Consider the following 25,623-nt stretch of genomic DNA (forward strand, 5'->3'; position numbering starts at 1 on the left):
AGGTGGCGCACGAATACAAGGGAGGACGCCATGGGCAAGGGGAATGCGAAGGAAACGGTACTGACCGCTGCGAAGGAACTGTTCGCCGACAAGGACGTCACCGCCGTCGACCGCCTGGTCGCGCCGGACTACCGGCAGCACAGCGCCCTCGCCCCCGACGGGCGCGAGGGCCTGCGCGGTCTCGTCGCCAACCTCCCCGAGGGCTTCCGCTACGAAGGGGCGCGGGTGATCGCCGACGGCGACCTGGTCGCCCTGCACGGCGTCTACCACGGCTTCGGCCCCGATCCGCTGGTCGCGTTCGACCTGTTCCGCATCGACGGCGACGGCAGGCTCGCCGAGCACTGGGACGCCCTCACTCCCGTGGTCGAGCACACCGCCTCCGGCCGCACACAGATCGACGGCCCCACCGCAGCCACCGACCTCGACAAGACCGAGGCCAACCGCGCACTGGTCGTCGAGTTCGCCGAGAAGGTCCTCAAAGGCGCCGACTACTCGGCATTGACCGACTACATCTCCACCGGGCAGTACGACCAGCACAACCCTGAGGCCGCCGACGGCCTCGACGGCTTCGGCGCCGCCGCGGCCGCATGGGGCGAGCAGGGCAAGAACCTGGTCTACAGGCACCTCCACAAGGTCGTCGCGGAGGGCGACCTCGTGCTGCTCCAGTCCGAGGGCGAGTTCGGCGAACCGGTCGCCTACTGGGACCTGTTCCGCGTCGCCGACGGCAAGATCGTCGAGCACTGGGACATCGTGGCCCCGATCCCGGCCGAACTGCCCCACGGCAACGGCCTCTTCTAGAAGTCCGGCGCTGCGCTTACGGGCAGCGAGAGAGGACACCCTCCCGAGCATCGCTCGAGCGGTGGGGGGGGGGGGGGGGGGGGGGGGGGGGGGCGGGGGGCCCCCCCCCCCCCCCCCCCCCCCACCGCTCGACCCGTTGCGCCATCACTCCCTTAGGGGCTGCCTGCCAACGTATCGCCCTCACCTGGACCGCGTACCGTCCCGGCCCCGAAACCCCTTAGGCGGATACGAACTGCCACTGCTGGTTGGTCCCGCCGTTGACGCTCCATTGCACCACCTGCGCCCCGTCGTTGGTCGACGCGCCGGAGACGTCGGCCACCAGTCCGCTGTCACGGGCGACGATCGTGTAGTGACCGTCACCGGTGGGGCGCAGGTACCACAGTTGGTTGGTGCCGCCGTTGGCCGACCACTGCTGCAACTGCAGGCCCGCGGTGCTGCTGCCGGCGTTGACGTCGAGCATCTTTCCGGAGGCGTTGTAGCGCAGGGTGTAAGCGCCCTGGGCGGTGCTGATCGTCCATGTGGGAGTGCCGCTCTGCTGGATCGCCTTGGCGCCGTCGGCGGTGGAGTTGCCGGCGATGGTGAGGGGCTTGCCGCTGTTGCGGTTGACGATGCGGTAGGTGCCGGGTGCGGGTCCGGATTCGGTTCCGCCGATGGTGAAGTACTCGACCGCGTCGGTGAAGAGGGTGCTGCCGGACTTCGCCGTCGACAGCACCAGGTACACGCGGCTGCCGGTGGCGGGCGCGGTGAAGGACACCTGCTGGGTGGCCCGCGTGCCGAGCGGGATGGTCAGGTTGGTGCTGCCCGACGCGACGACCGTGCCGCTCGGGCTGTCGAGCCGGGCGGTCCAGGAGAAGTCCACCGAGGTGCCGGTGAAGCCGTCGTTGAACACGGTGATGGTGCGGGTGATCGCGGCGTTCCGGGCGTAGTTGGGCACGGCCTGCGGCAGCGGGAAGGTGCCGTTCGCGTCCGAGACGCCGGAGGCCGACCAGTACGGGAGGTCGACCGCGGCCACCGGGTTGAACGCCGCCTGCACACGCTGGATCTGCGCGTTGCTCCAGGGGTCCGGGAGGTTGTCCGCGCCGTAGACGGGGCGGCCGCCCTCCTCCGGCACGAAGTCGGTGGTCCGCACTCCGGGCACGACGCTGGCCCAGGAGGACAGCAGCGTGTACGGACGCAGGTCGCTGGCGTTCTTGCCGCGCTTGGCCAGGGTCGCCGTGGCGAACCACTCGAAGCCCTGCTTGGTGTTGCATGCCGGCCAGATGTACTCGCCTTCGCCGTCGGGCCGCCCGTTCACGGTCTTCAGGCCCTCCCCGTACCTGCCGAAGCCGTCGACGTAGTGCGGGATGACCGCGAAGTTGGCGTACGTCATCCCGGGGTACCCGTTGAGATTCCCGTCGACGCCCACCTCCACAATGACCGGCCGGGTGCCGTCGCTGCCGTTCATCGCCGCGTACAGGTCCTTCTCGAACTGCTCGGAGTCCTGGCCGCTCTGGTTCGGCTCGTTGGACTGGCTCCAGCGGATGACCGCGGGGTGGTTGCGGTCGCGCAGCACCAGCGCACGGGCGTGGTTGACCATGTTGTCGCGCCCGGCGATCCAGTCCTGCTTTCCAGAGGAGCCGCGGATCGCGGTCTCGCCGATGATCATCAGGCCCGTCTCGTCGGCGACATCCAACATGTACGGGCTCGCGGGCTCCTGGTGGATGCGCACCACGTTGAAGTTCAGCCGCTGGTAGTTGTCCACCGCTTGCGGCCAGCCGCCGTTGCCGGGCGACGGGGGCAGGAAGCCGGGCAGGGTGTTGTAGGCGTCGCCCTTGCCGCCGTGGTTGATCCGGTCGTAGTCGGCGCCTTGGAGGTTGTCGCCGCGGAAGTTCACGCGCACGCCGTTGAGGTAGTAGTAGTCACCGTTCTGGGTGGCCTCCCGGAACCCGAACCGGTACGCGGCGTCGCTGGTGTGCCCGTCATCGGCGACGGCGTGCACCGCCAGCCGGTGCAGCTGCGCCCGGTACCCCGACCGGTACGGCACGTTGGGCCACCAGTACGAGGCGCTGTCGAGGTTCCACGCGACCGGCCCGACGGTCACGGTCACGGTCGAGCGGGCCGCCACGGTGACCGTACGGCTGGGCAGCTCGGGGTAGCTGAAAGCCGTTCCGTTGCTGGACGACAGCGCCCCGGTCAACGTCACCGACCGGGAGCTGCCCGACGTGTTCCGCACCGACACGTCGTAGCTCAACGTCTTGTTCGCCACCGACGTGCGCACGAAGGTGTCGCTGACGTACACCGCCGGGTACACCCGCAGGAACGCGGACCGGAAGATCCCCTGCGGGATCGCCTCGCACCAGTCGGCGGCGTCGGGCACCAGGTACCGGCCGTTGGACGCCTTCAACGCGCCTCGGCCCTTCACGTTCACCGTGATCGTGTGGGTGGTCCCGGGCGCGGCGTAGGCGCTGATGTCGAAGCTCGAGGGGGTGAACGCCGTGGTCTGGGTGGCGACCAGGCGGCCGTCGACCGACAGTGTCGCCTGGTGATTGACGGCGCCGAACTCGATCCAGGTCGACTGCGGCTGCCCCGAGTCCGGCACGGTGATGCTGCGCGAGTACACCGCCTCGTTCACGTCGGTGAATCCTTGTTTGTACCAGCCGCCGCCTGGCACGCTGATCGACGTCGTCGCCCGGCCCGCCGGGGTGAAGCTCCACGTCCCGGCAAGATCGACGGACGCGAGCGCGGCATTGCCGGCGGAGACGCCATCGGTCGCGGCCGCCTCGACGGCGGCACCGGCTCCCTCCGGCGCCAACACGTGGATCGCGGCGGCCGGCAGGATGGCGGCGGACTGGAGGAGGCGGCGACGGGAGAGGTTGGGTTGGTCGGGTCGAGAGGCCATGGGGCTCCTTCGTTCGGGTCCGGTGGGGGTGGTGCCGGGTTTGCGGGCGGTCGGACCTCTGGCACGAGGACTCCGGCGGCCGATTCATTGCTTCTGCTCGTGCCGCCCGTGCTCGGCGTGGCCGGGGAGCTTGGCCGCCGAACCGACGTGGACGACGGCCGTCGAAGCCGGCAGTCCCGACGGTTTCCGGGCGCTGAGAAGGTCCGAGTCGAAGCACCGAATCGAGCCGGACACACGCCTCTCCGATCTGCCCCGAGCGGTCGACAGCATCACATCAGACGTAATACATGATACAACTAAATCGATGTTGGTCAATGCCGTGATGACCACTTCACCGAGCGCTCCATCCGTGAACGTTGATCGTCGTGGACGGTGATGGCACGACCGGCCTGGTGGTCGACTACGAGCACGAGGACGAGGCTCTTCCCAAGGTCGGCGAGCGTGCGGCCGCACCGGGCCTTGGGTAGGGCAGGCCGTACTACCGGACCGGGGGTCCGCAGGATCGTTTCATCCCGTTGCAGCCCATACGGTTCGATCATGAGAAAACACATGATCCCCGCCGCGGTCGCGGTGCTGGGCCTCGTCGGCGCGCTGACAGCGACGCAGATCGCCGCGGCCGACCCCCGGCCCGACACCGGCCGACTCGACACCGAGGCCCTGCAAGGCCGGCTCGACGACCTCGCCGACCTCACGGCCGGCTCCGTCCTCGTCGAGGTCCGCGACGGCGACGACACGTGGAGCGAAGCGGCCGGGACCCGCAGCCTCGACGAGGACGCGCGCCGGGCGCGCCCGGGCGACCGGGTCCGCATCGGCAGCGTCACCAAGTCGATGGTGGCCGCGGTCGTCCTCCAACTCGACGGCGAAGGCGAACTCGACCTCGACGCGCCCCTCTCCGACTACCTCCCGGACCTCCTCCCCTACGAGCAGCAGCCGACGATCCGACAGCTCCTCGGCCACACCGGCGGCGTCCCCGACTGGGTCCCGATCGCCTACCCGGGCATGGAGAACGGCGACCTGACCGAGGTCCGCGAGAACTACCGGACCCACTACGAACCCGAAGAGCTCATCGCCCTCGCCGCCCAGGAGGAGCCGCTGTTCGACCCGGGCGAGGGCTGGTCCTACTCCAACACCGGCTACGTGGCCCTGGGCCTGCTCATCGAGGAGCGCACCGGCCACAGCCTCCGGCACGAACTCCAAGAGCGCATCTTCGAACCCGCCGACCTCGACCACACGTACTTCCCGCGGGACGACACCGCCGGCATCCGCGGCAAGCACTCGACCCCCTACATCACCACCGGTGATCCCGACGACCCGTACTTCGACGCCACCGCGGTCTCCAACACCCAGCTGGGCGCCTCCGGCGGCGCCTTCTCCACTGTGGGCGATGTGAACGACTTCTACGACGCGCTCACCGACGGCACCCTGCTGACCGCCGACCAGCTCGCCGAGGCCACCGAGTTCACCGACACCGGCACGGGCTTCCAGTACGGCCTGGGCCTGGGCGGCGTCCAAGTCGGCTGCCCCGACGACCCCGAAGCACTCTTCCTCGGCCATGTGGGCGACGGCATGGGCCACCAGACCCAGTCCTTCCACTCCTTCGACGGCGAACGCCAGATCACACTGTCCTGGAGCATCGACGACAAGCACGCCTACACCGACCCCGACGCCTTCGACCAGGCCCTCTTCGCCCTCCTGACCACCGGATTGTGCGGTACGAACTCCTAGTCGGCGATCGGGAAGGCCACTGGAACGCAAGCGATCGTGCCCGCACGGCCGACATCGGCATCGACCGCGCCGCCGAGTGCTGAGATCGCTGACGCGGCGCGACGGTCGGTCAGAGGGTGATGCCGTCGACGCCGTTCGGGTTCGGGATCACGCGACTGGACGCCGCGGCGTCACCGCTGCCGAGCGGCGCCGCCACCTCCGCGAAGAACGCGACGAGCTCCTCGGCGAGTTGCTCCCTGTCCGCCTTGACGACCTCGGCGACCTGGTCCAAAGCCGCGAGTACCTGGTCCCGCAACTCGTCCGGATCCGAGGAGTCCATCGTCGGCTCGTCGGCCTGTTCGAGAGGCAGTTCCGAGAGGATCGTCTTGATGGTGCTCCCCACCCAGCCGACCGCGGCGGGCACGGCCGGGCCGCCGGGTGTGCTCACCAGGATGCCGATGAACGTCAGCCAGCCGATGATCGGCTCGAAATCGAGGTGGGAACCCGCCGGACCGTTGTCGATGGCGGTTCCGGCGGCCCTCACCAGGCCGTCGAGGTGGTGGCGGACCTTCATCATGATCAGGGAATCGAGCTGTGCCGCGTTGGCCAGCGCGTTCGCCATCGCACTGTGGGTCTGCGTCGACCTGGTGAGGTGATCGGAGTAGCCCTCCCGAATCGCGGAGCCGGCATCACCGTGCCAGCTCTCGAACCGCTCCTGCACGAGTGCGAGCTTGGCGTCGGTCATCGCGCCGCCGTACGACGCGGCCAGTTGCAGGAGGTCCTCCACCAGCGCGTCGAGGTCGCCTTCGTCCTTGTCGAGGAGGTTGTCGATGCCGACCATGATGTCGATGACGAAGTTCGTGGCGAGCGGCCAGCACAGGCTGCGCAGCTCTGCCTCCTCCGCCGCGGTCATGTGCGTCTCGAAGTCGAACGTCCAGTTCTCGCGCGGGTTCTGGCGCCCGCTCCCGGTGGGGTACCGCTCATTGAAGAACGCGTCGTAGCGGGACCTGACGTACAGCAGCTGGAGCGGTTCGCCGAACTGCGCGACCATCTCCTTGAGCTCGTCCTTGCTCGGCGGCGGGTCGTCCCGCATGTTCTGGAACGTGGCGAACTTCGGCATGGTCAGCGGTCTCTGCGTTCTTCGAGGGGCAGCCGGTCGCCGCCGCGGTCGGTCGGTCGGGGCCGTTCGAACAACGGCTCAGGTTCGATCTCGTAGTCCTGGTGGTCCGCCGGCTGCGGCGGGCCGCCCGAGAGCGCTTCCTCGTAGGCGGAGCCTCCCTGGGCGTCGAAGTTGTCGAATCGGTAGCCGCTGTCGGACTCGTACTCGCCCGCGTCGACCTTGGTGAACTCGGTTGCGACGGAGTCGGTCAGATCCTCGCCGGTCATCTCGAAGTCGCGCGCGCTCGCGTTGTCGGCCTGCCGGTACTCGTGTCCCGCTTCGGCCACGCTCACCCCGACCGCACGGTGGCTGTCGGCAGTCTCCTCGGTGACCGCGTAGAGGAAGCGCTGGCAGCGCATGATGGCCTCGCCGAGGGCGTTGCCCGCCGGCGAGCTGCTCATCGTCGGGATCAGTCCGCGCCCGGCGCTGTTGCCGATGGCGCCGAGCCGGTTGGCCATCTCGTCGTAGAAGTCGGCCGCGTACGGCAGCGTTATCTCCCCTACGTCGATCAGATCGTCGGGGTCGACTTCGAGTCCGGGCATCGCTTCCTCCCTTTCAGTTGTATTGGGGCGGTGAAGGAGTGCGGAACCGACCGTCCGCTGAAGGGCGACTTCAACATAGGGCGGGGCTCGGCCGATGTAAAGGCGATCGAGCGGCGGTTTACCGGCGGGATCCGGCGCTCCGGTACGTATGCGGTCTCGCTGCGGGCGGCTCGGTCCGGTCTCTCGCCGGCGGTCATCGCGTCGATGGCGGCGCCTTCTGCTCGGGATGCCACAGGAAGGTCGCCGCGATCCCGATGGCGAGCAGCAGGATCGACACTGTGAGCACGGCCGGGTAGCCGAGGGCCCCCGCCGCTGCGGTGGCCGCAGCGCCGGTACCGAGAGCGACCGCGGTGCCGATCGTGGTCACGGCGGTGTAGTCGCCGCCGGCGCTGGCGGGGCGCGCGAGCTCCATGCACACCGCGGTCACGGCCGTGACCGCGGCGGCGTACGTCAGATGGATCGCGGCGACGACCGCCGCGACGACGACCGGCTCGCCGTTTCCTGAGGCGGGTGCGAAGAGCCCGGTAACGGCGGCGGCCTGAGCAACGCCGAACAGGACCAGTGCGCGTCGCGGGCCGGTCCGTGCCGTGATGGGTCCCGCGGCCAGGCCGCCGGCGATCGCGGCCAGGCTGCCCAGGACGGTGACGACCAGTCCGATGCGGGTCAGCGACCAGCCGAGGTCGACCAGCATGGGGTTGAGCACGGCGAAGTAGACGCCGGTGCCGGCCCACATGAGCGGCAGCAGGACGAGTGCCCATGGGGCGACGCCCGGTGTACGCAGCAGACTCGGCAGGGAGCCGAAGCCGCTGCGGCCCCGGGACCGAGGCGGAGGCTCCTTGAACCGCAGGATCTGCGCGAGAGGCAGGAGCGTTCCCGCGGTCAGCGTGAGCAGCGCCGGCGCCCACCCCCACCGGTCGTAGACGAGGAGCACCGCGCCGCTGCCGAGGAGGGTGCCGAGGAATCCGGCGGCGGTCTGGACGCCGTTCGCGACACCGCGCCCGGCGGTGTCCAGCAGCCGGATCGACAGGGCGTCCGTGGCGATGTCCTGGACGCCCATGAGCACCCACATGACGATCACTACAGCGGTGACCGCCGTCAGGTCCGCGACCGGATCGAGCGCGATCAGTCCGGCGGTCGCCAGTGCCATCGCCGGTTGCGCGACAAGCAGCCAGGAGCGGTAGTGGCCCGAACGGCGACTGCCGAAGCGGTCGATCAGAGGGGCCCATAGGAAGCGGGCCAGTCCGATGAGGGTGAGCGCTTGGAAGACCGCGAGGCGCTCCAGCGGGACGTGCTGCTGGTAGAGGATGGTCGCGAGCCCGCCCATGCCCAGGAAGCTGGGGGCCAGCCACTGCGACGTCCACAGGCCGGCCAGGAGGACGTGCGTCTGCCGGTTCCCGCTCACGTCACCGGTCCGCCGGTTTCCCCGCGGCACCGTCGGGCCAGGCGTCGCGGACGAGTCGGTCGACGACGGGGGCGAACAGGTCTGCGGGCGCGCGCGCCCAGTCCAGCGCGCCTTGCGGCGGCGCGGGGTCGTACTCGAGGGCGTACTGGAGGGTTCGAGCGGTCGTCTCGCCGGCGAGGCGACCGGCCAGGTGGAGCGCCATGTCGATGCCGGCGGAGACGCCCGCGGAGGTGAGGACCGGTCCGTCTTCGACCCATCGGGCGGTCGCGGGGGCGGCGCCGAAGACAGGGAGGAGGTGGCGGTAGGTCCAGTGTGTGGTCGCCCGGCGTCCTTCGAGCAGTCCGGCGGCGCCCAGCAGCAGGGCGCCGGTGCAGACCGAGGCGACGATCTCGGCTCCTGCCGCGGCGCGGCGCAGGTAGCCGAGGAGCGTCCGATCGCCCATCGCGCGCAGCGTCGGCGCGCCACCCCCGGGGACGACGACCGCGAACGGCTCGGGCAGGTCGTCGAAGGTCCGGTCCGCGGCAATGGTCAAGGGCGTGTCGGTGGGCAGCGGCGCGAGCCGTTCGGCGACGACGGCGATCGCGAAGCCCGGGACCGCATGCGCGAGCGCGGAGAGGACCTGCAGCGGACCGGCGAGATCGAGGAGCGTGATCCCGGGGTAGAGCACGAAGGCGATCGTTTTCGGCTGCGGCCCAACGGTTCGCGAAGAAGCTGTCATGCCCACGAGCGTGCTTCCTGGTCCGCTCCGACGTGGACCGGGCGTCCGGAATCCTGCGAACCGCGTCCAGCTGACGGGTGTTGGTATCGTCGCGGCCATGTGGGAAGCGCGGCGCATGGTCCTCGTCGGATACGGGGGTGCCGAGATGCTCGACATCGCGTGCCCATCGGACGTGTTCGACTCGGCGAACCGGCTCGGCGCACGGCGGGCCTACGCCATCGAACTGGCCAGTGTGGACGGCGGTGCGTTCCGCTGCCAGTCGGGGCTGCGGCTCGTGGCCGACCGGCGTCTCGACCAGGTGCGCGGCCCGGTGGACACGCTCGTGGTCGCGGGCGGGCGGAGCCATGAGGCGGCTGCGGCCGACCCCCGGCTCATCGCCCAGGTGCGGAGGCTGGCACGGCTCAGCCGCCGCGTCGCGTCGGTGTGCACGGGCGCGACCGTCCTCGCCGAGGCCGGACTGCTCAACGGGCGGCGCGCCACCACCCACTGGGCCTATGCGGAGTGGCTCGCCGCCCGCTACCCGCAGGTGCGGGTGGACGCCGGGCCGCTGTTCATCCGCGACGGCCGCATCGCCACCGCCGCCGGCATCACCAGCGCGCTGGACCTCGCGCTGGCCTTCGTGGAGGAGGACGAAGGGGCTTCGCTGGCGCGGGAGGTCGCCCGCCGGCTCGTCACGTACATGCAGCGGCCGTCCAATCAGGCCCAGATCAGCGCGCTCCTGTCCGCGCCGCCGCCCGAGCACGGCGTCGTGCGCGATCTCGCCGCGCACGTGACCGCCCACCCGGGCGCCGATCTGAGCACGCCGGTCCTGGCGGCCAGAGCCGGCGTCAGCCCGCGTCAGCTCGCCCGGCTCTTCGAAGCCCACCTGCACACCACCCCGAGCAGGTATGTGCGGACGGTCCGCACCGAGGCCGCGGCGCGGCTGTTGGAGACGACCTCGCTGCCGCTGGCCGCAATCGCCCGACGCTGCGGATTCGGCTCCACCGAGACCCTCAGGACCGCGTTCCTCGACTACCTCGACGCCACGCCGTCCAATTACCGGCGCCTGCACCGCCGCACTCCAGCGCCCGAGTGACCCCGGGGACGGCTCGGGCGTCGAGACCCTAGTGCGTGAAGGAGTACGCGATCCGCGCCTTAAGCCAGGGTGAATCCGGCTTGGCGGAGCACTCGGCGGAGGTAGTCGCCGATCTCGGCCGGGTCGGCGGGATCGGGCCCGAGCAGCAGGTGCTGCATGATGGCGCCGTTCATCATGTCGACGAGCACGTCGACGTCCTCGGTCGGCGCCAGCACGCCGGCGGCCTGGGCCTGGATCATTGCGGCGCGGATCCGCTCGCGTCGCGGTTCGAGGTGGAGGCGCACATACGCTTCGAGCAGCCTGGGGTGGCTCGGCCCGGCCCCCAGGAGCCGGGCGGTGAGCGCACGGAACCGGGGTTCGGCCAGCATTTCGCCCCACCGCGGCAGGAGCTCGGCGGTGCCCATCAGGGTCTTCACCGGTACTGAACACTGCGTTGAGCGCTTCGCCATTGACGTCGTCTCGCCGTGGGATCGACAGTGGATCGCAACGACCACCCGCGCCCCCGCTTCTGACACTTCGTGACCTGCTTCACGTCCGAATCTGTCAGGAATCGCGGGCCAGCCCGGTTCAGGTCGCGAGCCACCCAGACAGGAGCAAGACCATGCAGCACCGCATCATCGTCCTCGGCGCCGGATACGCCGGCACCAGCGCGGCGGGCCGCCTCGCGAAGCGGCTGCACCCCGAGGACGTCGCCATCACGCTCGTCAACGCCGAACCCGACTTCGTCGAGCGCGTCCGCAACCACCAGTTGGCGGCGGGACAGGTCCTCAAGCACCGGCCCTTCGCCGCGATGTTCGCCGGCAGCGGTGTCGAGCTGAAGCTCGCGAAGGTCACCGCCGTCGACGCCGACGCCAAGACCGTCACCGTCATCGGCGCCGACGGCGTCGAGGAGCTCCAGTACGACACGCTCGTGTACGCCCTGGGCAGCGGCTGGAACGACCAGGGCGTTCCCGGCGTCGCCGAGCACGCCTACGAACTCGCCAGCCGCCCCGGCGCCCTCAAGCTGCGCGACTGCTTGGCGCGCACGGACGCCGGCGGCACCGTCACCGTGGTGGGCGGCGGACTCACCGGCATCGAGGCGGCCACCGAACTCGCCGAGGCGCGACCCGACCTCGGCGTCGTCCTCATCGCCCGCGGCGGCCTGGGCGACTGGGTCTCCACGAAGGCGCAGGCGCACCTGCGGAAGGTCTTCGGGAAGCTCGGGATCACCGTCCATGAGCACACCGACGTCGCCGAAGTCCGCGCCGACGCGATCGCCACCGCCGACGGCCGGGAGATCCCGGCCACGGTCACGGTGTGGACCGCCGGTTTCGTCGTCCACCCGATCGCCGCCGCCACCACGATGGAGACCAGGCCGGACGGCCGCATCGTGGTCGACCGCGACATGGCCTCGGTTTCGCACCCGGACGTGTTCGCCGTCGGCGACTCCGGCTACGCGATCGGTGACGCCGGCAAGCCGCTGCGGATGTCCTGCGCCACGGGCACCCCGATGGCCTGGCAGGCCGCCGACTCGATCGCGGCCCGCCTCACCGGCACCAAGGCCGGACGCACGTCACTGAAGTACTCGGGGCAGTGCATCAGCCTGGGACGCAAGAACGGCCTGGTCCAGTGGGTCACCCCCGACGACAGGACGAAGAACTCCTCGCTCCGCGGCCCCCTCGCCGCACGCATGAAGGACTTCGTCTGCGGGTTCGCCGCCTGGAGCGTCGCTCACCCCACCTTCGGCATGCCGGTCCGCCGCCACCGTGTGGCGGTCTCGCCCGAGCCCCGGACCGTTCGGCTCGGTTCCAACGCCTAACTAGGAAGCCGTCATCAAACCACTTCGGACAGATCGACGTGGACGTGAACAACGCCGGGTACGCCCAGATCAGCACCGTCATGAAAGGCGAGCACAACCATGAACACACCGAATGAAGCCGCTGTCGCCGGGAAGATCGATGCGATAGTCGAGGCACTCCGCGCCAAAGACCTCGACCACCTGGCAACGATCTACGCGGCAGATGTCGTCTCCTTCGACGTCGAACCGCCACTCCAGCACGTCGGCCTCGCCGCGAAACTGAAGAACTGGGAGAAGGTCTTCACGGTCTTCCAGGCCCTGGACTACGAAGTCCGCGACTTGGAGGTCACCGCCGGCCAGGACGTGGCGTTCGCACACGGGTTCGGCCGGCTCAGCGGCACCCTGGTGAACGGAACCGCGACGAACGGCATGTGGGTCCGCGCCACCTTCTGCTTCCGGAAGATCGACGGCGAGTGGCTGATCGTCCATGACCAGGTCTCCGTGCCGTTCGACCTCGCAAGCGGGAAAGGAGTCGCCGACCTCGAGCCTTGACGGTCCGCGACCATGCATCCGGCGGTTCCACACCGCCGGATCGCTCGGTTCGGGCCGGTCCGGCCCGAACCGAGCGATCCGGCTGGTTCGCCTTGCGACTTCCTAATTCAGGGTGAAGCTGATGAACCGTGGCTTGTAGATGCTCGGGTCCGTGTAGTGGGACCCCTCGGCGGTCATTCGACTGTCGAAGGTGTTGACGTTGTACGACATGACGAATCGATTGCCTGAACTCAGCGTCGCGTGGATGTGCGGGTTGTAGGCGAAGATCCGCTCGTCGTAGTACGGGACGCCGAACATGCCGGTCTCCGGCATCTGGTAGACCAGGCTCTGGTTGGTGAAGGGCCCGGCCGGCGAGCACGAGGTGTAGGCATACACCTTGTTGCTGAACCCGACCGTGGAGTCCTGGCTGACCAGGAGGTACTGGCCGTTCCACTTGGTCACCGAGTACTCGTTGGCGATGCCGTTGAGGCCGATGCCGGTGTCGGATTCGTAGGCGGTCCAGCCGTTCGCGGTCCAGTACTGCCACTTCGCAATCGCCCCGAGGTCGGAGCCATGGACGCGGGCGATGCGCTGCTTCTTGTTCGTGGGCGCGTCGGCGAGTCCGTAGATGTAGGTGTAGCCGTCCCCGGACTGGCTTGCCGGCAGGAGCGCCGAGCCCCAGGCTCCGGCCTGGGAGGGCAGGGCCTCGACGCTGATCGGGTCGCTCAGGTTCGACAAGGAGAAGGTCGCGACGACGTTCTGGTCGAACCGCCAGTCCCAGTCGCCGCTGCCGAACCGCAGGTACTCCTGGTAGACCACTTGCAGGTAGTCGGTGCCGTTCTGGCGGGAGATCATGCCGTCGCCGAGCCAGTACCAGTGGTTGGCCTCGGGCGGCGGCATGATCGCCTCAGGGTTGGCGGTGGTGCCGCCCTGGATGGTCGAGAAGCTGCCGCCGTCCTGTCTGACGAAGGTGCTGTTGATGAGCGGCGCGGTGACCGGTCTGGTGCCGTCGTCGTTGAGCGGCCCGAGGAACGTGTCGGAGAACAGCCACAGCAGGTCGCCGTCGGGCAGTCGCACCGAATAGGTGGAGTCCCCTCCGGTCCAGCCGTTCGGAGTGGTCTCGGCGTAGTCGAGGAACTGCTGCTCGGGTGCCACGCCGTCGTCCTGGAGGTTGCTGACGTTCAGGTTGGAGAGGTTGCACGACGGGCTGTCGAGCGGGACCAGGGACACGACGCGGAACCGGTACTCGCGGCCGTCGCCGTCGGCTTCGACGGAGTTGGTCTGCAGGTCGGTGCGGGTGGCGATGAGGGTGACGACCATCGGGTACGCGTAGTCGTTGACGGTGATGACGTTGTTCGCGTCGGGGTAGACCGCGCGTGCGGCGGTCGGGTACTCGGCGAGGGTGCCGGGGCTGCCCTGGGGGGACCAGACCATGGCCACGTACTCGAGGTCGTCGCGGTCCTCGGCCGCGATGGTGAGCTTGGACCGGTAGCCGTCGGTGGGGTCGCCGGAGTTCTGCATGGCGGAGAAGTCGAAGTAGGCGGAGCCGCCCGGTTCGATGTCGGCCGCGTAAGTCTCCTGGGTGCCCATGGGGACGGCGCGGGTGGTGCGGGCCGGGCGGTACTCGCCGAGGACGTGGTCGTCGGTGCGGTTGTCGCCCATGAGCTCGTCGCGCCACACGGTGCGCTCCTCGTCGGCGTACCCGTACCCGGCCATGGGGTTCGGCGGTGCGCCGCCCTGCTCCTCTGCGAGGCGGTAGTTCGCCACGGAGAAGCCGAGCAGTGTGGAAGGGATGTCGAGGCCGTAACCGGTGAGGACGGCCTTGATCGCGGTGATCGGCGTCGAGTCGTGGGCGCGGATGTGCTCCCAGGTCTTGCGGACCGCGTTCATGCTGCCGGTGGTCTCGTTCATGTAGAACGCCAATAGGAACGTGCTGTACTGGCGCGAGCTGCCGAGCTCCTCGGCGGCGTTGAGCGCCCTGCCGGGGTCGCCGAGGAACTCGGGGAGCGCGTGGGCGTACATCTTCGCCGCGGTCGGGTTCCGCGGGTCGTACGGCTGGAGGCGGTAGGACATGAGGCTGGCCCACTCGGCGGTCGACTCCATCCACCAGTTCATCGTCTTGAAGTCGCTGCCGCCCATCCAGTCGCGCACGTAGGCCCAGCCGATGTCGCCGGTGTCGTCCCAGTACTGGTACTGGACGATGTGGAAGAACTCGTGCCGGGGCAGGTAGTCGTAGTTGTCGCTGTCGTACAGGCCCGGGTCGGAGGGCAGGATGATCATCGGCTGGCTGTTGGCGCCGAACGGGAGCGTGAACGCGCCGCCGTTGAACCAGCCCTCCTGGGTGTCGTTGAGCCCCACGATGACCGCCCAGGGGCCGCTGCCGGGGTCGACCTCGTAGCCCATCGAGCGGTAGGCCGACTGGGCCTCGTCGATGGCGTTGATCATGTCGACCACGGCGGTCGCGCGGCCGTTGGCGCCGGCGGCCGCGGGGACGCCGCGGGTGTCGCCCGGGTTGTCCTTGACGTCGTAGAGGAACACGAAGTCGCCGGCGAACGCCTGGCACTCGTAGTCGTGGAAGTTGTAGTTGTAGGAGGAGGCGCAGTCGTCGGCGGCCGCGGTGGCGGCGTCCTCCATGGCGAACGGCTCCATGTCGAGCGACTCGGCGGTGATCTCCTGGCGCACGGCGCTGCTCTCGGCGGCCCGCGCCGAGTCCGCTTCGTACGGGCCGAACTCGGCGTCGCCGTCGTCGGTGAACGCGTCGAAGGCGGCCTGGTCGAACGGCTGGGGTTCGGGGACGCCCTGCTGCTGGAGCTCCTCGGTCTCCACCTCGGCATGGGGGGTGGTCTCAGGGGCCGATTCCGGTGGGAGGGCCTGGGTGGGCTGGATGACCAGCATGCTGACGAATACCGCTGTAGCGCAAGCGATCGGAAGTCTTCTCAAGACTGTCCTCCGTCCGATGGTATCGATACCAATGAGTATGGCAGCGATCGCCGCATTCGGATAGAGCTCAGTGGAGGAGAATTCCGCGCCCGCCGACCACCGGTCGGGCATGGACGCCGGCACCCCTCCCCTCCGCAGTCCGAGTCGGGCCGTGGGTCAGCTCGCTTTGCAGCACGAGGGCCGCTGCGCCGATCGCCGCTGCGTCGGGGCCGTTGACCGACGGCGTCACCCGCACCGGATGCGTCCGCCAGGTGACGGTGCGGCGGTCTACTTCCTCCTGGATCACGGTCGGGTAGACGGAGCCCGCTACCGCGAAGCTCGGACCGGCCAGGACGATCGCGTCCACATCGAAGAGGATGGTCATGGTGACGGCGGCGGCACCGAGGTAGCGGGCCGACCGCTCGATGAGCTCACGGGCGGCCGGATCGCCGGCGTCGGCAGCTGCCGCGATCCGCGCGAACTCGGTGAGGAAGTCGGCGGAGTCGGGGTCGGGCGCCAGTCGCTCGGCCAGCGCGGGCGTGGCAGCGGCCTGCCGGACCAGGGCTGCCGGGCCGGCGAAGTTCTCCAGGCAGCCGACGTTGCCGCATGGGCACTCTTCGCCGTTGACGTCGATCGACATATGGCCGAGTTCTACGCTGTTGGAGGAGCTGCCTCGGTATACCTCGCCGGCGACCACGATCCCGCCGCCGATTCCGCTGGCCATGTAGATGCAGCCGTAGGTGCTTCGTCGGTCGACCGCGCCCAGCCAGTATTCGCCGATCGCGGCGGCCGCGGCGTCGTTGTCGAGCAGCACGGGCAGGCCGAGGCTCTGCGCGAGTCGCTCCGCGACCGGGTATTCGAGCCATGGCTCGGAGGGCTGCGGGCTCAACAGGACCCCCGCTCGGCGGTCCTGCGGGCCGTAGCTGACCAGCCCGACCCCCAGCACCCGGTCGCGGTCGACGGCGGCCGTGGCCAGCAGATCGTCCACCTGCGAGGCGATAATCGGCAGTGCCTGGTCCGGCGGCATCGACGCCACACCATGGAACGAAGTCCGGGCCACCGGCCGGCCGGCCAGGTCGACGATGACGATGACGCAGGTGTTGCGCTCCATCTGGACGCCGACGCTGTAGCGGGCCCTGGGGTCGAGCTGCACCAGCGTGCGCGGCTTGCCGCCGGTGGGCGCACCTCGGCCGGCCTCGACGACCAATCCCTCGTCGATGAGCTCCCGCACGAGATCGGAGATCGTGGCGCCGGTGAGACCCGTCGCTCCCGCGAGCTCCACCCGGCTGATCGTGCGGGCCGCACGGATGGCGTCCAGGATCAGACCCCTGGTCCTTGATTTGCTTGTCCACGTCGGGCTGAGCGCCACGCGTGCCTCCTTCGCTGTCCTTGGTCGGGCTGCCCTGCTCGCCCTTTCTCGATCGGCTGCACGGTGATCACTAAGCATAGATCTATGTGAATGCTTGACTTTATTCGGCTGCCTAACTAAGGTGAAAAACGGAAGCGCTCCCATCCCTCACGAGAATCAAGGAGCTGACATGCGACATCGTCAGATACTGTTGGTCGCCGGCACCGCCGGCGCACTGCTACTGGGCGGCTTGGCAACGGCGACCCTTCCCGCATCGGCGGCCACCTCTGGCTGCACGGTCACCTATACCGTGCAGAGCGAGTGGCCGGGCGGGTTCCGCGCCGACCTGGACGTCACCAACCTCGGTGACGCGGTGTCCGACTGGACGCTGACCTTCGACTTCCCGAACGCCGGCCAGAAGGTCACGCAGGGCTGGAGCGCCGCCTGGACCCAATCCGGCACCAGCGTCTCCGCCGACAGCATGAGCTGGAACGGGTCACTGGGCACCGACGCCTCCACTTCGCTCGGGTTCGTCGGCACATGGCGCGACGCCAACCCCGAACCGGCGTCCTTCGCGCTCAACGGCACGCCCTGCACCGGCTCGACGACACCTACCGGGGACCCGACCGCCACCCCCAGCGAGGACCCGACCACCACCCCGCCGGCCGGTCCGGCGCCGCAGCTCAGCGTCTCCGGCAACCAGATCGTCACCGAAGACGGCGATCCGTACCGGCTGCTGGGCGTGGACCGGTCCTCCGCCGAGTTCGCGTGCGTGCAGGGCAAGGGCCTGTTCGACTCCGGCCCGGTCGACCAGGCGTCCGTCGACGCCATGAAGTCCTGGAACATCCACGCCGTGCGCCTCCCGCTCAACGAGGAGTGCTGGCTCGGCCTCAACGGCTCGCCCAGCGGCGCGGCCTACCAGGAAGGCATCAAGGAGTACGTCGATCTCCTGGTCGCCAACGGCCTCAACGTCATCCTCGACCTGCACTGGACCTGGGGCGCCTACACCACGGGACCGGACTGGCATTGCACCGATGTGCACGCCACCTGCCAGAAGCCGATGCCCGACGCGCAGTACGCCCCGCAGTTCTGGGCCGGCGTCGCCGACACCTTCAAGGGCAACGACGCCGTCGTCTTCGACCTGTTCAACGAGCCGTACCCGGACATGGCCAGCAACTGGGACAAGACGTTGGGCTGGCAGTGCCTGCGCGACGGCGGCACCTGCGCCGGCATCGGGTACGAGGTGGCCGGTATGCAGGACCTCGTCGACGCGGTCCGCGACACCGGTGCCACGAACATACTCATGGTCAGCGGGCTCGAGTGGACCAACGACATGCGGGAATGGCTGGCCTACATGCCGGAGGACCCGCTGGACAACATCGCCGCGTCCTGGCACTCGTACAGCTTCAACCGGTGCGTGACCGAGTCCTGCTGGGACAGTGAGATCGCCCCGCTGATGGAGGAGGTGCCGGTCGTGCTCGGCGAGTTCGGCCAGGACGACTGCGGGTTCGACTACATGCAGGAGCTGGTCGACTGGGCCGACGCGAATGGCATGGGCTACCTGGCGTGGACCTGGAACCCGTGGGGCTGCACCGGCGGCGCGGTCCTCATCAAGGACTGGGCCGGCACCCCGGAGCCCGGCGTCGGTGAAGGCTACAGGAGCCACCTGCTCACCCAGAGCCCCTACCTGTAACCCGACGAGACGCTGAGGCCGAGTTTACGAACTGAGAAAGTCTCCTGCTGAGTTCCGTTGTGCCACGACGGAACTCAGCAGGAGACTCTCGTTTCACACCGATTGCGGCGTCCAGCTCGACACCAAGGCCGGCGCCCTCGCCGGTTCAACGCAGGCAGGCGCGGAATGCAGCCAGTTCCGGGCGATCGGGTCGCGGGACCGCGGTGATCTCGGCGGTCAGGATCTCCTGATGAGTCTCTCCCGCCGCCAGGCGGATCACCCGCCGGTACTCGGCGCTGTCCAGGTCGACGACCGTCTGCGGGCCGACCTGCTTCCGGGGCAACGCGACACGCACCACCGGCTCGTGCTCACCGGGCTCGAGCTGCAGCCACATCCGGGTCCAGCTCGCCCGCCCGAACCGCCTGCGCGGCGGCCGCCGTGAACGGGAACGCCTGGAGCGGCCAATACACCAGGGGCCATGGCCATGAGGATCGTCGCGAGCGCCGTGTAGGCGGTGACCATGACCGCCAGTTTCCTTCGGTGGTGGCGTGGGTGCCGACGGCATTGAAGTTCGTGCCCGGCGCGAACAGGGCCCGAAACGGTCTGGCACCGACAAAGGTCAATGAACCTGGGCGTCAACGACATCAACCGTTTCGCACCGGTGCGGTACCCCCCAGGCGTCGAGCCGGGAACGAACCATCGTGCGACGACCTCGCGGTCGGCCTTGACCTGCAAGAGATCCAGGCGCGGCTGTGGCCGCCCGGGCCGGGTCGAGCCGCTGTTCACCTGCTCGACCCGGCCTTCAGGCGGCCGGCTCTCATTCAGTTCACCGATCGGTTCGGGCCTGCCCGGCATCTCATCGGTTTGCGGCCGGGGTGGGCCGTCAGTAGCGGCCTAGGGTCCCGCGCGATTTCGCGACGCGCTCAAGCCTGGTGAACAGGAAGATGCCGAGGCCGGTGAGCAGGACCGGCTGCAGCAGGATCCAGCCGAGGCCCCAACCCGCGTCGAGCTCGGTCAATGGTGCGCCGTCCAGGAGCATGGCGCGGACGGCCTCGACGCCGGGCGCGACCGGGATCAGGGCACGGCTGGCCGACGCGATCCAGTCCGGGAGTGCCGACAGGGGCACCAGGGTGCCGCCGATGATCGCGTAGACCGCGATCGACGCCTGGGTGATGCTCTCGATCCGCTTGAACACCAGTGTCAGGCCGCAGAGCACGAGTGCCAGTGCGCAAGTGCCGACCACGATCGCCGCCGCCGGAATGAGCGCACCCAGCTCGAACGGGAACGTCCCACCCTTCGCGGTCACCGCGATGAAGCCGGTGACCAGGAGGGTGGCGACCACCGGCAGCGCGCCGATCACCGCCGCCGCTTGGCGGCCCAGGATCAGTGCGGCAGAGGGGAGCGGAGTGAGATACGTCTGCTCGAGCACGCCCGACTGGAGGTCCCCGAGGTAGCTCCAGAACATGCGGTTGATCTGCTCGTGGATGAACGCGAGTCCGACCAGACCTATCAGGACCGGCACCAGCAGCTCCTCAAGGAGGTGGCCGCGCCCCATGAACATGACGATGAGGAGGTAGAACAGCGGGAAGGTGATCATCTCGATGACGACGGCACGCCAGCCGCCGGCCAGTTCGCGCAGGCCCTTGCCGACCTCGTTGCCGAAGGCGTTGGCCCAGCCCGCGGAGGCGAGGGCGGGGACGGAGACCATGGTGGTCATGTCGTTTCCTCTCAGTACTGGCCCACGCGGCCCTCGGCGATGGCGAGCCGTCGGTTGCGACGGAACAGCCAGGCGCCGAGGGCGGTGAGCATCGCGGTGTGGGCGATGAGAAGCGGCATCGTGCCCTCCCTCCAGACCGCGGCGAGCGAGTCGCCGTCGAACAGCACGCGGTTGATCGATTCGATGGCGAGGGTCGTCGGCAGCAGCCGCGCGGCGGCGGCCATCCACTCGGGGTAGAGCGACAGCGGCATGAAGGCGCCGTTGAGCATCAGGACCAGTGAAGTCAGCAGTGAGTGCAGCGATCCGACCGCCGGGCTGCGGATCGCCACGGCCGCCATGAGGAACGTGAACGCCAGGATGTTCGCCGCCAGCAGCAGGTACGGCATGAGCGCACTCCAGCGCCAGGGAATGTCGATCCCGACTGCCAGAGCGGGAACCAGCGAGGCGAGCACCGCGACGGGCAGTGCGAAGACCGTCGCCGTCGCGAGCCTGCCGATCATCGCCACCCATGGGGGTGCGGGCGACATGAGTGCGGCGGCGAACGTCCCGCTGCGTTGCTCCTCGATGAGGTCGGCGACCATGACCTGCCCTGAGTACTGGAGGAACCAGTAGGCGCCGATGGCGATCAGCGTGGCGGGCAGCAGGTCGGCGCGCAGTTCGCCCTGGCCCATGACGTACTGCAGGCCGAGGTACATCAGAACGCTGATGGCAAGCGTCACAATGTGACCGAGCGGATGAGCGAGCTGGTTGGCCAGTCCCTTGCGGACTTCGGCGGCCAGGACGGCCGCCCCGATCCGGACCCCCGCGACAGGGACCGCTGTGCGGATCTCAACCATGGACCGGCTCCTCGACCAGGGAGAGGAAGACCTCTTCGAGGCTCGGCTGGACCTGCACGAGGGACCGCAGCGGCAGCCCTTGGCCGCGGAGCGCCTCGATGAGCGCGTACAACTCGTCGCCGCCCTGCACGTGCCCGGTGACGACGGTGTCCTCGTCGCCGCGCACGGCGGTGAACCCGTCGGGCAGGGCGACCGGTTCGGCCCGCGCCTCGACTCGGATCTCGTAGTGGTCGTGCTGTCTGAACTGGGAAAGCAGCGTTCCGGTCGGCAGGTCGGTGACGACTCGGCCCGAGCTGACGACCGCGACGCGGTCGCAGAGCTCCTCGACGACGTCGAGCTGGTGGGTCGTGAGCAGGATCGTCTTGCCCTCGTCGCGGGCGAGCGTGCGGATCCAGTTCTTGACGGTGCGGGTGGCGGCGACGTCGAGGCCGAGTGTGGGTTCGTCGAGCAGGATGATGGCGGGGTCGGCGATGAGCGCCGCGGCGATGGCGACCTTCTGCTGCATGCCCCTGGAGAAGCCGCCGACCTTCTGGTGCCGCCGTTCCCACAGGTCGAGCTCGGTGAGCAGACGTTCGGCCCTGGCTGTCGCGGCGGATTTGCGCAGGCCCTTGAGGCGTCCGAAGTAGATCAGGTTCTGCCAGGACGAGAGGGTCCAGTAGACGTTGCGCGAGCCTTCGAGGACCGCGCCGAACTGGGCCATGGCGTTTGCGCGCTGATCGACGACGTGGAAGCCGTTGAGACGCGCCGAGCCGGAGGTCGCCGAGAGCAGTCCGGCGAGGATCTTGATCGTGGTGGTCTTGCCGGCGCCGTTGGGGCCGAGGAATCCGATGACGGACCCGGACTCGACGGTGAGGGAGACGTCGTTCACGGCGAGGGGTCCGGCCTCGCCGTATCGCTTGGCGAGGTTGGTGATCTCGATGGCGGGGACTGGCATGGCGGTTCCTTTTCGGAGGGGTCCCGGCCGTCCGGGCCGGGACCGGGAGGGATCAGTGCTCGTCGAAGACTTCGATCTCGTCGACGGTCGGGGATTCGACCAAGGCGAGCGCGGCGCGAGCGAGTTCGGGTGCGGGCGGGGTTTCGCGCGCGGCCCGGAGGCTGGCAAGGGAATCCCAGCGCCAGACGCCCGCCCATTCGGTCTCACTGACGCGGCCGAGCCAGGCGTCCTCAAGGCCGATGCCGGCTCCCTTCACTGCGGTGGCGAGGGCGGTGTGCTCGGCGCGCAGCGCGTCGATGTCGGCCGGGTCGACGGTGAATCGGGTGACGGTGATGGCGGACATGTGGTCGCTCCTTGTCTGTGTTGGCATCGTGGAGGGTCGGTTAGAAGTTGCCCAGGCCGAAGCGGCCCCAGGCGGTGAACGCGGCAAGCGCGAACAGGACGGCGTTGACGGCGATCGCGGCGAACTCGCCGCGGCGGGCGTGGGTGATGGCGGCGCCGACCATGAGAACGGCGGCCCCGACGGCGGCTATGGGGACGAGCACGGTCGCGGTGTCGAGGACGGCGGGCAGGATCAGGCCTGCCGCACCGAGGACCTCGACGGCGCCGATGGCCTTGACGACTCCATTGGGGAAGTCCTCTACCCAGGTCATGCCGCTGGATTGCAGCTTGTCCTTGCCGCTGAACAGGGTGAGCGTCCCGGCGAGGAGAAAGACGAGGGCGAGGAGCGAGGCGGTGATCCAGAGTGCGAGGTGCATGCGGGGCTCCTGTCGGAATTTCACTAGAGTCGTTCACTAGTGATCGTCACTAGTATTACACTCTAGGCATGAGCATCGTCAAGGGCACTGGGAAGCGGGCTGAGAAGGCCCGCCTCACCAGGCGCAGAATCCTCGCCGCGGCCGAGCGGCTGTTCATCGAGCACGGCTACGGGGCGACAACCGTCCAAGACGTCGCCGATGCCGCCGGGGTCGCGGTACAGACCATCTACTTCAGCTTCGGGAACAAGCGGACCTTGATGAAGGAACTGGTGGACGTCGTCATCGCAGGCGACGATGAACCGGTCGCCACCCTTGAGCGACAGTGGTTCCACGACGCGGTCGGCGCACCGAGCGCCGCCGAGCTGCTGGAGCGGTACACGGCCGGAACCGCCGGCATACTCGCCCGGCTCGCGCCGGTCCTCAAGGTGGCGGAGTCCGCCGCGGCCACCGATCCGGAACTCGCCGAGCTGTGGCGCAGCGAGGAGGACCCCCGCTACACCGTGAACGCCGAGGCGGCGCGGGCGCTGGTCACTAAACCCGATGCGGCAGAAGGCATCGGGGCCGAATACGCAGCCGACGTCCTGTACGGGCTGACGAGCCCTGAGCTGTTCCTCGTGATGGTGCAGACCCGAGGCTGGAGCAACGAGCAGTGGCGGGGCTGGACCCTGGCGAATCTGCGGACGCAACTATGCGAGACCCCGGCCGGAAACCCGCCGGAGGCGACGCGATGAGCGCCGCTCGGCAACCGCGGCCGGTGACAATGCGGCCGGTGGGCTGGGTAGAGGGGGGTCGCGAGGACTGGCACGAGGACCGGTGGCGGGGCGTCGGAGCGACCATCCGGCTCGACGCGGATCGGTTCGAGCCGTCCGCGACGCAGGGCCTGGACGAATTTTCGCACCTGGAAGTCGTCTTCCTCTTCGACCGCGTCGAGGAGCGGGATCTGCACCTGGAACCGCGACCGGCCCGCGGCAACCCCGCCTGGCCCCCCGTCGGCGTATTCGCGCACCGAGGTCCGTTCCGCCCCAACAGGATCGGAATCTCGCGTTGCCGTCTTGTAAAGATCGACGGCCTCACCCTGCACATCGCCGACCTCGACGCCCTCGCCGGCACGCCGGTCCTCGACGTCAAGCCCTACCTGCGGGAGTTCGCACCGAGGGACCCAGTGGCACAACCGGCATGGGCCGATGAGCTCATGCGCGAATACTACGACGGCGGTTGATCGCGACGGGCCCGGTGATGAGCGCGGTAGCGCGGACGATCGGCCCGGTTCGGAACGCGATGGGGGTGCAGGCGATGCGGCCGAGGAGCCGGCGTGCACCGCAGATCTACCCGATTTCCTTGCGGGAGTTCAATACGAGTGCGGCCAGAGGCCGGGCGATGCGGGCGGCGTCGTGGCCGACGCCGCGGATGCTGGCCGATGAGAGGCTGCGCTGCCATTCGAGGCCGACGAACGCCAGACCCGGCAGGTCGGTGGCGAGTCCGCCCCGGTGGCGGGGATGGCCTTCGGCGTCGATGACCTCGAGTGCGGTGAGGTAGTCGAGGGCGGGTCGGTAGCCGGTGGCGAGGATGATCGCGTCGACGGGCTCGCTGGTGCCATCGCTCCAGAGCACTTGGTTGGATTCCAACGAGGTGAACATCGGCCGGTGGTCGAGTCGCCCGGCGGCGATGGCGGTGCGGTAGCGGCCGGTGTCCAGGACCGGAACGGTGGGCGGGTGGGAGAGGAAGCGACCGATGGGGGCCGCGTCGAGACCGGTGATCGTGTACCAGAAATGCAGGTCTCGCCCGAGCGGCCGCTGGGGCGCGAAGCGGAGCTTCCCGCGGGTGGTGACGGTGACGCGAGCCGGCTCGGCGAGTTCCGTGGCGATCTGGATCGCGGAGTTGCCGCCGCCGACGACCACGACCCGCTGCCCGGCGAAGGGCTCGGGCCGCTGGTATTCGGCGGCGTGCAAGACGGTCCCGCAGAAGGAGGCGAGTCCGGGCAGAGCGGGCCGGTAGGGGTTCCTGAAACCGCCCGTGGCGGCGACGACCGTGCGGGCGTGCAGGGCACGGCCGTCGGCAAGCTCAGCGGTGAAGACCCCGTCACGGTGCTCGAGTGCCCGAACACAGTGGCCGGTGCGGATGTCGGCGTCGAGCTGCTTGGCGTACCCCTCGAGGTAGGCGACGACCTCATCGCGGCGGGGGTAGCGCTCGGGGTCGCCGGGGAAGGGCATGCCGGGCAGGGCGGAGTAGCGGGCCGGGGAGAACAGGGTGAGCGACTCGTAGTACTTCGGCCAGGCACCGGTCGGGGCGTCGCCGGCCTCGAGGACGACCGGTTCCACCCCCAGCCTGCGGAGGGCGCGTGCGGTGGCGAGGCCGGACTGGCCGGCGCCGATGACGAGGGTGTCGATGAGGTCCATGATCGCATCATATCGTCATTTCATGATTTCACGAAATGACGATATGAAGTTAGACTGGGACCTATGTCGACTGCACCGAGCGAAACGGTCCCGCCCGTACCCGACGAGGTGACGGGCCGGTTCTTGAAGGCCCTGGCGAGCGAGGCGCGTCAGCAGGTGATGCTCCTGTTCGCCGGTGGGGCCGAGTTGAACGTCGGCGAGGTGGCCGATCGGTTGGGAATCGGCCAGTCCACCGCCTCACAGCAACTTGCACAGCTCAAGGACGGCGGGCTGCTCACCAGCCGCCGGGAGGCGAAGACGGTCTACTACCGCGCGGACAAGGCCCGGATCGGTGCCGCGCTTGACCGCCTCCGCGCCTTCCTCGACGGCTGCTGCTGACGTCGCGGCCCGCGCCAAGACCTGGTAGCGCCCGCCCGGGAGCACACTGGGGCGGACCGGTGTCCGCGACAAGCTCGCAGC

At 69.2% G+C, this 25,623-nt stretch carries 24 protein-coding genes; 9 read left to right on the forward strand and 15 right to left on the reverse strand.

Annotated features, from left to right (window positions below):
- The first annotated feature begins 30 nt into the window (after nucleotides 1-30).
- Nucleotides 31-798, forward strand: a complete 768-nt coding sequence (locus QWI33_RS25610; RefSeq protein WP_289959684.1) for a nuclear transport factor 2 family protein — start codon at nucleotides 31-33, stop codon at nucleotides 796-798.
- Between the two features lie 217 nt (nucleotides 799-1,015).
- Here QWI33_RS25610 and QWI33_RS25615 read toward each other — a convergent pair whose 3' ends face one another.
- Complete coding sequence (locus QWI33_RS25615; RefSeq protein ID WP_289959685.1) at nucleotides 1,016-3,676, reverse strand: RICIN domain-containing protein; 2,661 nt, start codon at nucleotides 3,674-3,676, stop codon at nucleotides 1,016-1,018.
- A gap of 537 nt (nucleotides 3,677-4,213) precedes the next feature.
- On the opposite strand from QWI33_RS25615, the gene QWI33_RS25620 reads away from it, so the two are divergent.
- Nucleotides 4,214-5,401 (forward strand): serine hydrolase domain-containing protein, encoded by a 1,188-nt coding sequence (locus QWI33_RS25620; protein ID WP_289959686.1) that lies wholly within the window; start codon nucleotides 4,214-4,216, stop codon nucleotides 5,399-5,401.
- A gap of 109 nt (nucleotides 5,402-5,510) precedes the next feature.
- On the opposite strand, the gene QWI33_RS25625 is transcribed toward QWI33_RS25620, so the two are convergent.
- The 4 genes from QWI33_RS25625 to QWI33_RS25640 all read right to left on the reverse strand — a co-directional run bounded on the left by QWI33_RS25625 (nucleotide 5,511) and on the right by QWI33_RS25640 (nucleotide 9,201).
- Nucleotides 5,511-6,500 carry an elongation factor 1-beta/delta gene (locus QWI33_RS25625; protein ID WP_289959687.1) on the reverse strand — a complete coding sequence of 330 codons (990 nt, stop codon included), beginning with the start codon at nucleotides 6,498-6,500 and terminating at the stop codon, nucleotides 5,511-5,513.
- Nucleotides 6,501-6,502: 2 nt separating this feature from the next.
- Complete coding sequence (locus QWI33_RS25630; protein WP_289959688.1) at nucleotides 6,503-7,081, reverse strand: hypothetical protein; 579 nt, start codon at nucleotides 7,079-7,081, stop codon at nucleotides 6,503-6,505.
- A 193-nt stretch (nucleotides 7,082-7,274) separates the two neighbouring features.
- Entirely contained in the window at nucleotides 7,275-8,483 is a 1,209-nt protein-coding gene (locus QWI33_RS25635) for an MFS transporter (RefSeq protein WP_289959689.1), read from the reverse strand.
- Nucleotide 8,484: 1 nt separating this feature from the next.
- Nucleotides 8,485-9,201 (reverse strand): DJ-1/PfpI family protein, encoded by a 717-nt coding sequence (locus QWI33_RS25640; protein ID WP_289959690.1) that lies wholly within the window; start codon nucleotides 9,199-9,201, stop codon nucleotides 8,485-8,487.
- A gap of 115 nt (nucleotides 9,202-9,316) precedes the next feature.
- Here QWI33_RS25640 and QWI33_RS25645 point away from each other — a divergent pair, with 115 nt between their 5' ends.
- Nucleotides 9,317-10,276, forward strand: a complete 960-nt coding sequence (locus QWI33_RS25645; protein ID WP_353895560.1) for a GlxA family transcriptional regulator — start codon at nucleotides 9,317-9,319, stop codon at nucleotides 10,274-10,276.
- A 59-nt stretch (nucleotides 10,277-10,335) separates the two neighbouring features.
- Here QWI33_RS25645 and QWI33_RS25650 read toward each other — a convergent pair whose 3' ends face one another.
- Entirely contained in the window at nucleotides 10,336-10,725 is a 390-nt protein-coding gene (locus QWI33_RS25650; protein WP_289959692.1) for a TetR-like C-terminal domain-containing protein, read from the reverse strand.
- Nucleotides 10,726-10,877: 152 nt separating this feature from the next.
- Between QWI33_RS25650 and QWI33_RS25655 the strand changes: the two genes are divergently transcribed.
- The gene (locus tag QWI33_RS25655; protein ID WP_289959693.1) at nucleotides 10,878-12,074 is read left to right on the forward strand and encodes an NAD(P)/FAD-dependent oxidoreductase; all 1,197 of its coding nucleotides are present in this window, start codon (nucleotides 10,878-10,880) and stop codon (nucleotides 12,072-12,074) included.
- 99 nt (nucleotides 12,075-12,173) lie between these two features.
- Nucleotides 12,174-12,605, forward strand: a complete 432-nt coding sequence (locus QWI33_RS25660) for a YybH family protein (protein ID WP_289959694.1) — start codon at nucleotides 12,174-12,176, stop codon at nucleotides 12,603-12,605.
- Between the two features lie 102 nt (nucleotides 12,606-12,707).
- On the opposite strand, the gene QWI33_RS25665 is transcribed toward QWI33_RS25660, so the two are convergent.
- Nucleotides 12,708-15,479, reverse strand: a complete 2,772-nt coding sequence (locus tag QWI33_RS25665) for a DUF5005 domain-containing protein (RefSeq protein ID WP_289959695.1) — start codon at nucleotides 15,477-15,479, stop codon at nucleotides 12,708-12,710.
- 112 nt (nucleotides 15,480-15,591) lie between these two features.
- Nucleotides 15,592-16,872, reverse strand: a complete 1,281-nt coding sequence (locus tag QWI33_RS25670) for an ROK family transcriptional regulator (protein WP_289959696.1) — start codon at nucleotides 16,870-16,872, stop codon at nucleotides 15,592-15,594.
- Between the two features lie 169 nt (nucleotides 16,873-17,041).
- Here QWI33_RS25670 and QWI33_RS25675 point away from each other — a divergent pair, with 169 nt between their 5' ends.
- Nucleotides 17,042-18,544, forward strand: a complete 1,503-nt coding sequence (locus tag QWI33_RS25675) for a cellulase family glycosylhydrolase (protein ID WP_289959697.1) — start codon at nucleotides 17,042-17,044, stop codon at nucleotides 18,542-18,544.
- A gap of 145 nt (nucleotides 18,545-18,689) precedes the next feature.
- On the opposite strand, the gene QWI33_RS25680 is transcribed toward QWI33_RS25675, so the two are convergent.
- From QWI33_RS25680 to QWI33_RS25705, 6 genes are all read right to left on the reverse strand, one after another.
- A complete protein-coding gene (locus QWI33_RS25680) occupies nucleotides 18,690-18,917 on the reverse strand; it encodes a hypothetical protein (protein ID WP_289959698.1) in 228 nt (75 codons plus the stop codon).
- A gap of 489 nt (nucleotides 18,918-19,406) precedes the next feature.
- Nucleotides 19,407-20,240, reverse strand: a complete 834-nt coding sequence (locus QWI33_RS25685; RefSeq protein WP_289959699.1) for an ABC transporter permease — start codon at nucleotides 20,238-20,240, stop codon at nucleotides 19,407-19,409.
- Nucleotides 20,241-20,251: 11 nt separating this feature from the next.
- Nucleotides 20,252-21,076: an ABC transporter permease gene (locus tag QWI33_RS25690; protein ID WP_289959700.1), complete on the reverse strand. Its 825-nt coding sequence runs from the start codon at nucleotides 21,074-21,076 to the stop codon at nucleotides 20,252-20,254.
- Nucleotides 21,069-22,010, reverse strand: coding sequence for an ABC transporter ATP-binding protein (locus tag QWI33_RS25695; protein WP_289959701.1), 942 nt, complete (start codon nucleotides 22,008-22,010; stop codon nucleotides 21,069-21,071). The genes QWI33_RS25690 and QWI33_RS25695 overlap by 8 nt, the downstream gene beginning before the upstream one ends.
- 52 nt (nucleotides 22,011-22,062) lie before the next feature.
- Entirely contained in the window at nucleotides 22,063-22,353 is a 291-nt protein-coding gene (locus tag QWI33_RS25700) for a hypothetical protein (RefSeq protein WP_289959702.1), read from the reverse strand.
- 40 nt (nucleotides 22,354-22,393) lie between these two features.
- Nucleotides 22,394-22,768, reverse strand: coding sequence for a DoxX family protein (locus QWI33_RS25705; RefSeq protein WP_289959703.1), 375 nt, complete (start codon nucleotides 22,766-22,768; stop codon nucleotides 22,394-22,396).
- Nucleotides 22,769-22,836: 68 nt separating this feature from the next.
- Between QWI33_RS25705 and QWI33_RS25710 the strand changes: the two genes are divergently transcribed.
- Both QWI33_RS25710 and QWI33_RS25715 read left to right on the forward strand, forming a co-directional pair.
- A complete protein-coding gene (locus QWI33_RS25710; RefSeq protein ID WP_289959704.1) occupies nucleotides 22,837-23,499 on the forward strand; it encodes a TetR/AcrR family transcriptional regulator in 663 nt (220 codons plus the stop codon).
- Nucleotides 23,496-23,987 (forward strand): SAM-dependent methyltransferase, encoded by a 492-nt coding sequence (locus QWI33_RS25715; protein WP_289959705.1) that lies wholly within the window; start codon nucleotides 23,496-23,498, stop codon nucleotides 23,985-23,987. Before QWI33_RS25710 ends, QWI33_RS25715 begins: the two co-directional genes overlap by 4 nt.
- 106 nt (nucleotides 23,988-24,093) lie before the next feature.
- On the opposite strand, the gene QWI33_RS25720 is transcribed toward QWI33_RS25715, so the two are convergent.
- Complete coding sequence (locus tag QWI33_RS25720; protein ID WP_289959706.1) at nucleotides 24,094-25,164, reverse strand: flavin-containing monooxygenase; 1,071 nt, start codon at nucleotides 25,162-25,164, stop codon at nucleotides 24,094-24,096.
- Between the two features lie 63 nt (nucleotides 25,165-25,227).
- Here QWI33_RS25720 and QWI33_RS25725 point away from each other — a divergent pair, with 63 nt between their 5' ends.
- On the forward strand, nucleotides 25,228-25,542 hold the full coding sequence (locus QWI33_RS25725; protein ID WP_289959707.1) for an ArsR/SmtB family transcription factor: 315 nt from the start codon (nucleotides 25,228-25,230) through the stop codon (nucleotides 25,540-25,542).
- Nucleotides 25,543-25,623 lie beyond the last annotated feature (81 nt).

The organism is Glycomyces tritici (genome assembly GCF_030403505.1).

What these genes read in the sequence shown, in the direction of transcription:
- QWI33_RS25610 (WP_289959684.1), top strand. Translation starts at nt 31, where the DNA reads ATGGGCAAGGGGAATGCGAAGGAAACGGTACTGACCGCTGCGAAGGAA.
- QWI33_RS25615 (WP_289959685.1), bottom strand. Translation starts at nt 3,676, where the DNA reads ATGGCCTCTCGACCCGACCAACCCAACCTCTCCCGTCGCCGCCTCCTC.
- QWI33_RS25620 (WP_289959686.1), top strand. Translation starts at nt 4,214, where the DNA reads ATGAGAAAACACATGATCCCCGCCGCGGTCGCGGTGCTGGGCCTCGTC.
- QWI33_RS25625 (WP_289959687.1), bottom strand. Translation starts at nt 6,500, where the DNA reads ATGCCGAAGTTCGCCACGTTCCAGAACATGCGGGACGACCCGCCGCCG.
- QWI33_RS25630 (WP_289959688.1), bottom strand. Translation starts at nt 7,081, where the DNA reads ATGCCCGGACTCGAAGTCGACCCCGACGATCTGATCGACGTAGGGGAG.
- QWI33_RS25640 (WP_289959690.1), bottom strand. Translation starts at nt 9,201, where the DNA reads ATGACAGCTTCTTCGCGAACCGTTGGGCCGCAGCCGAAAACGATCGCC.
- QWI33_RS25645 (WP_353895560.1), top strand. Translation starts at nt 9,317, where the DNA reads ATGGTCCTCGTCGGATACGGGGGTGCCGAGATGCTCGACATCGCGTGC.
- QWI33_RS25650 (WP_289959692.1), bottom strand. Translation starts at nt 10,725, where the DNA reads ATGGCGAAGCGCTCAACGCAGTGTTCAGTACCGGTGAAGACCCTGATG.
- QWI33_RS25655 (WP_289959693.1), top strand. Translation starts at nt 10,878, where the DNA reads ATGCAGCACCGCATCATCGTCCTCGGCGCCGGATACGCCGGCACCAGC.
- QWI33_RS25660 (WP_289959694.1), top strand. Translation starts at nt 12,174, where the DNA reads ATGAACACACCGAATGAAGCCGCTGTCGCCGGGAAGATCGATGCGATA.
- QWI33_RS25665 (WP_289959695.1), bottom strand. Translation starts at nt 15,479, where the DNA reads ATGCTGGTCATCCAGCCCACCCAGGCCCTCCCACCGGAATCGGCCCCT.
- QWI33_RS25675 (WP_289959697.1), top strand. Translation starts at nt 17,042, where the DNA reads ATGCGACATCGTCAGATACTGTTGGTCGCCGGCACCGCCGGCGCACTG.
- QWI33_RS25680 (WP_289959698.1), bottom strand. Translation starts at nt 18,917, where the DNA reads ATGTGGCTGCAGCTCGAGCCCGGTGAGCACGAGCCGGTGGTGCGTGTC.
- QWI33_RS25685 (WP_289959699.1), bottom strand. Translation starts at nt 20,240, where the DNA reads ATGACCACCATGGTCTCCGTCCCCGCCCTCGCCTCCGCGGGCTGGGCC.
- QWI33_RS25690 (WP_289959700.1), bottom strand. Translation starts at nt 21,076, where the DNA reads ATGGTTGAGATCCGCACAGCGGTCCCTGTCGCGGGGGTCCGGATCGGG.
- QWI33_RS25695 (WP_289959701.1), bottom strand. Translation starts at nt 22,010, where the DNA reads ATGCCAGTCCCCGCCATCGAGATCACCAACCTCGCCAAGCGATACGGC.
- QWI33_RS25700 (WP_289959702.1), bottom strand. Translation starts at nt 22,353, where the DNA reads ATGTCCGCCATCACCGTCACCCGATTCACCGTCGACCCGGCCGACATC.
- QWI33_RS25705 (WP_289959703.1), bottom strand. Translation starts at nt 22,768, where the DNA reads ATGCACCTCGCACTCTGGATCACCGCCTCGCTCCTCGCCCTCGTCTTT.
- QWI33_RS25710 (WP_289959704.1), top strand. Translation starts at nt 22,837, where the DNA reads ATGAGCATCGTCAAGGGCACTGGGAAGCGGGCTGAGAAGGCCCGCCTC.
- QWI33_RS25715 (WP_289959705.1), top strand. Translation starts at nt 23,496, where the DNA reads ATGAGCGCCGCTCGGCAACCGCGGCCGGTGACAATGCGGCCGGTGGGC.
- QWI33_RS25720 (WP_289959706.1), bottom strand. Translation starts at nt 25,164, where the DNA reads ATGGACCTCATCGACACCCTCGTCATCGGCGCCGGCCAGTCCGGCCTC.
- QWI33_RS25725 (WP_289959707.1), top strand. Translation starts at nt 25,228, where the DNA reads ATGTCGACTGCACCGAGCGAAACGGTCCCGCCCGTACCCGACGAGGTG.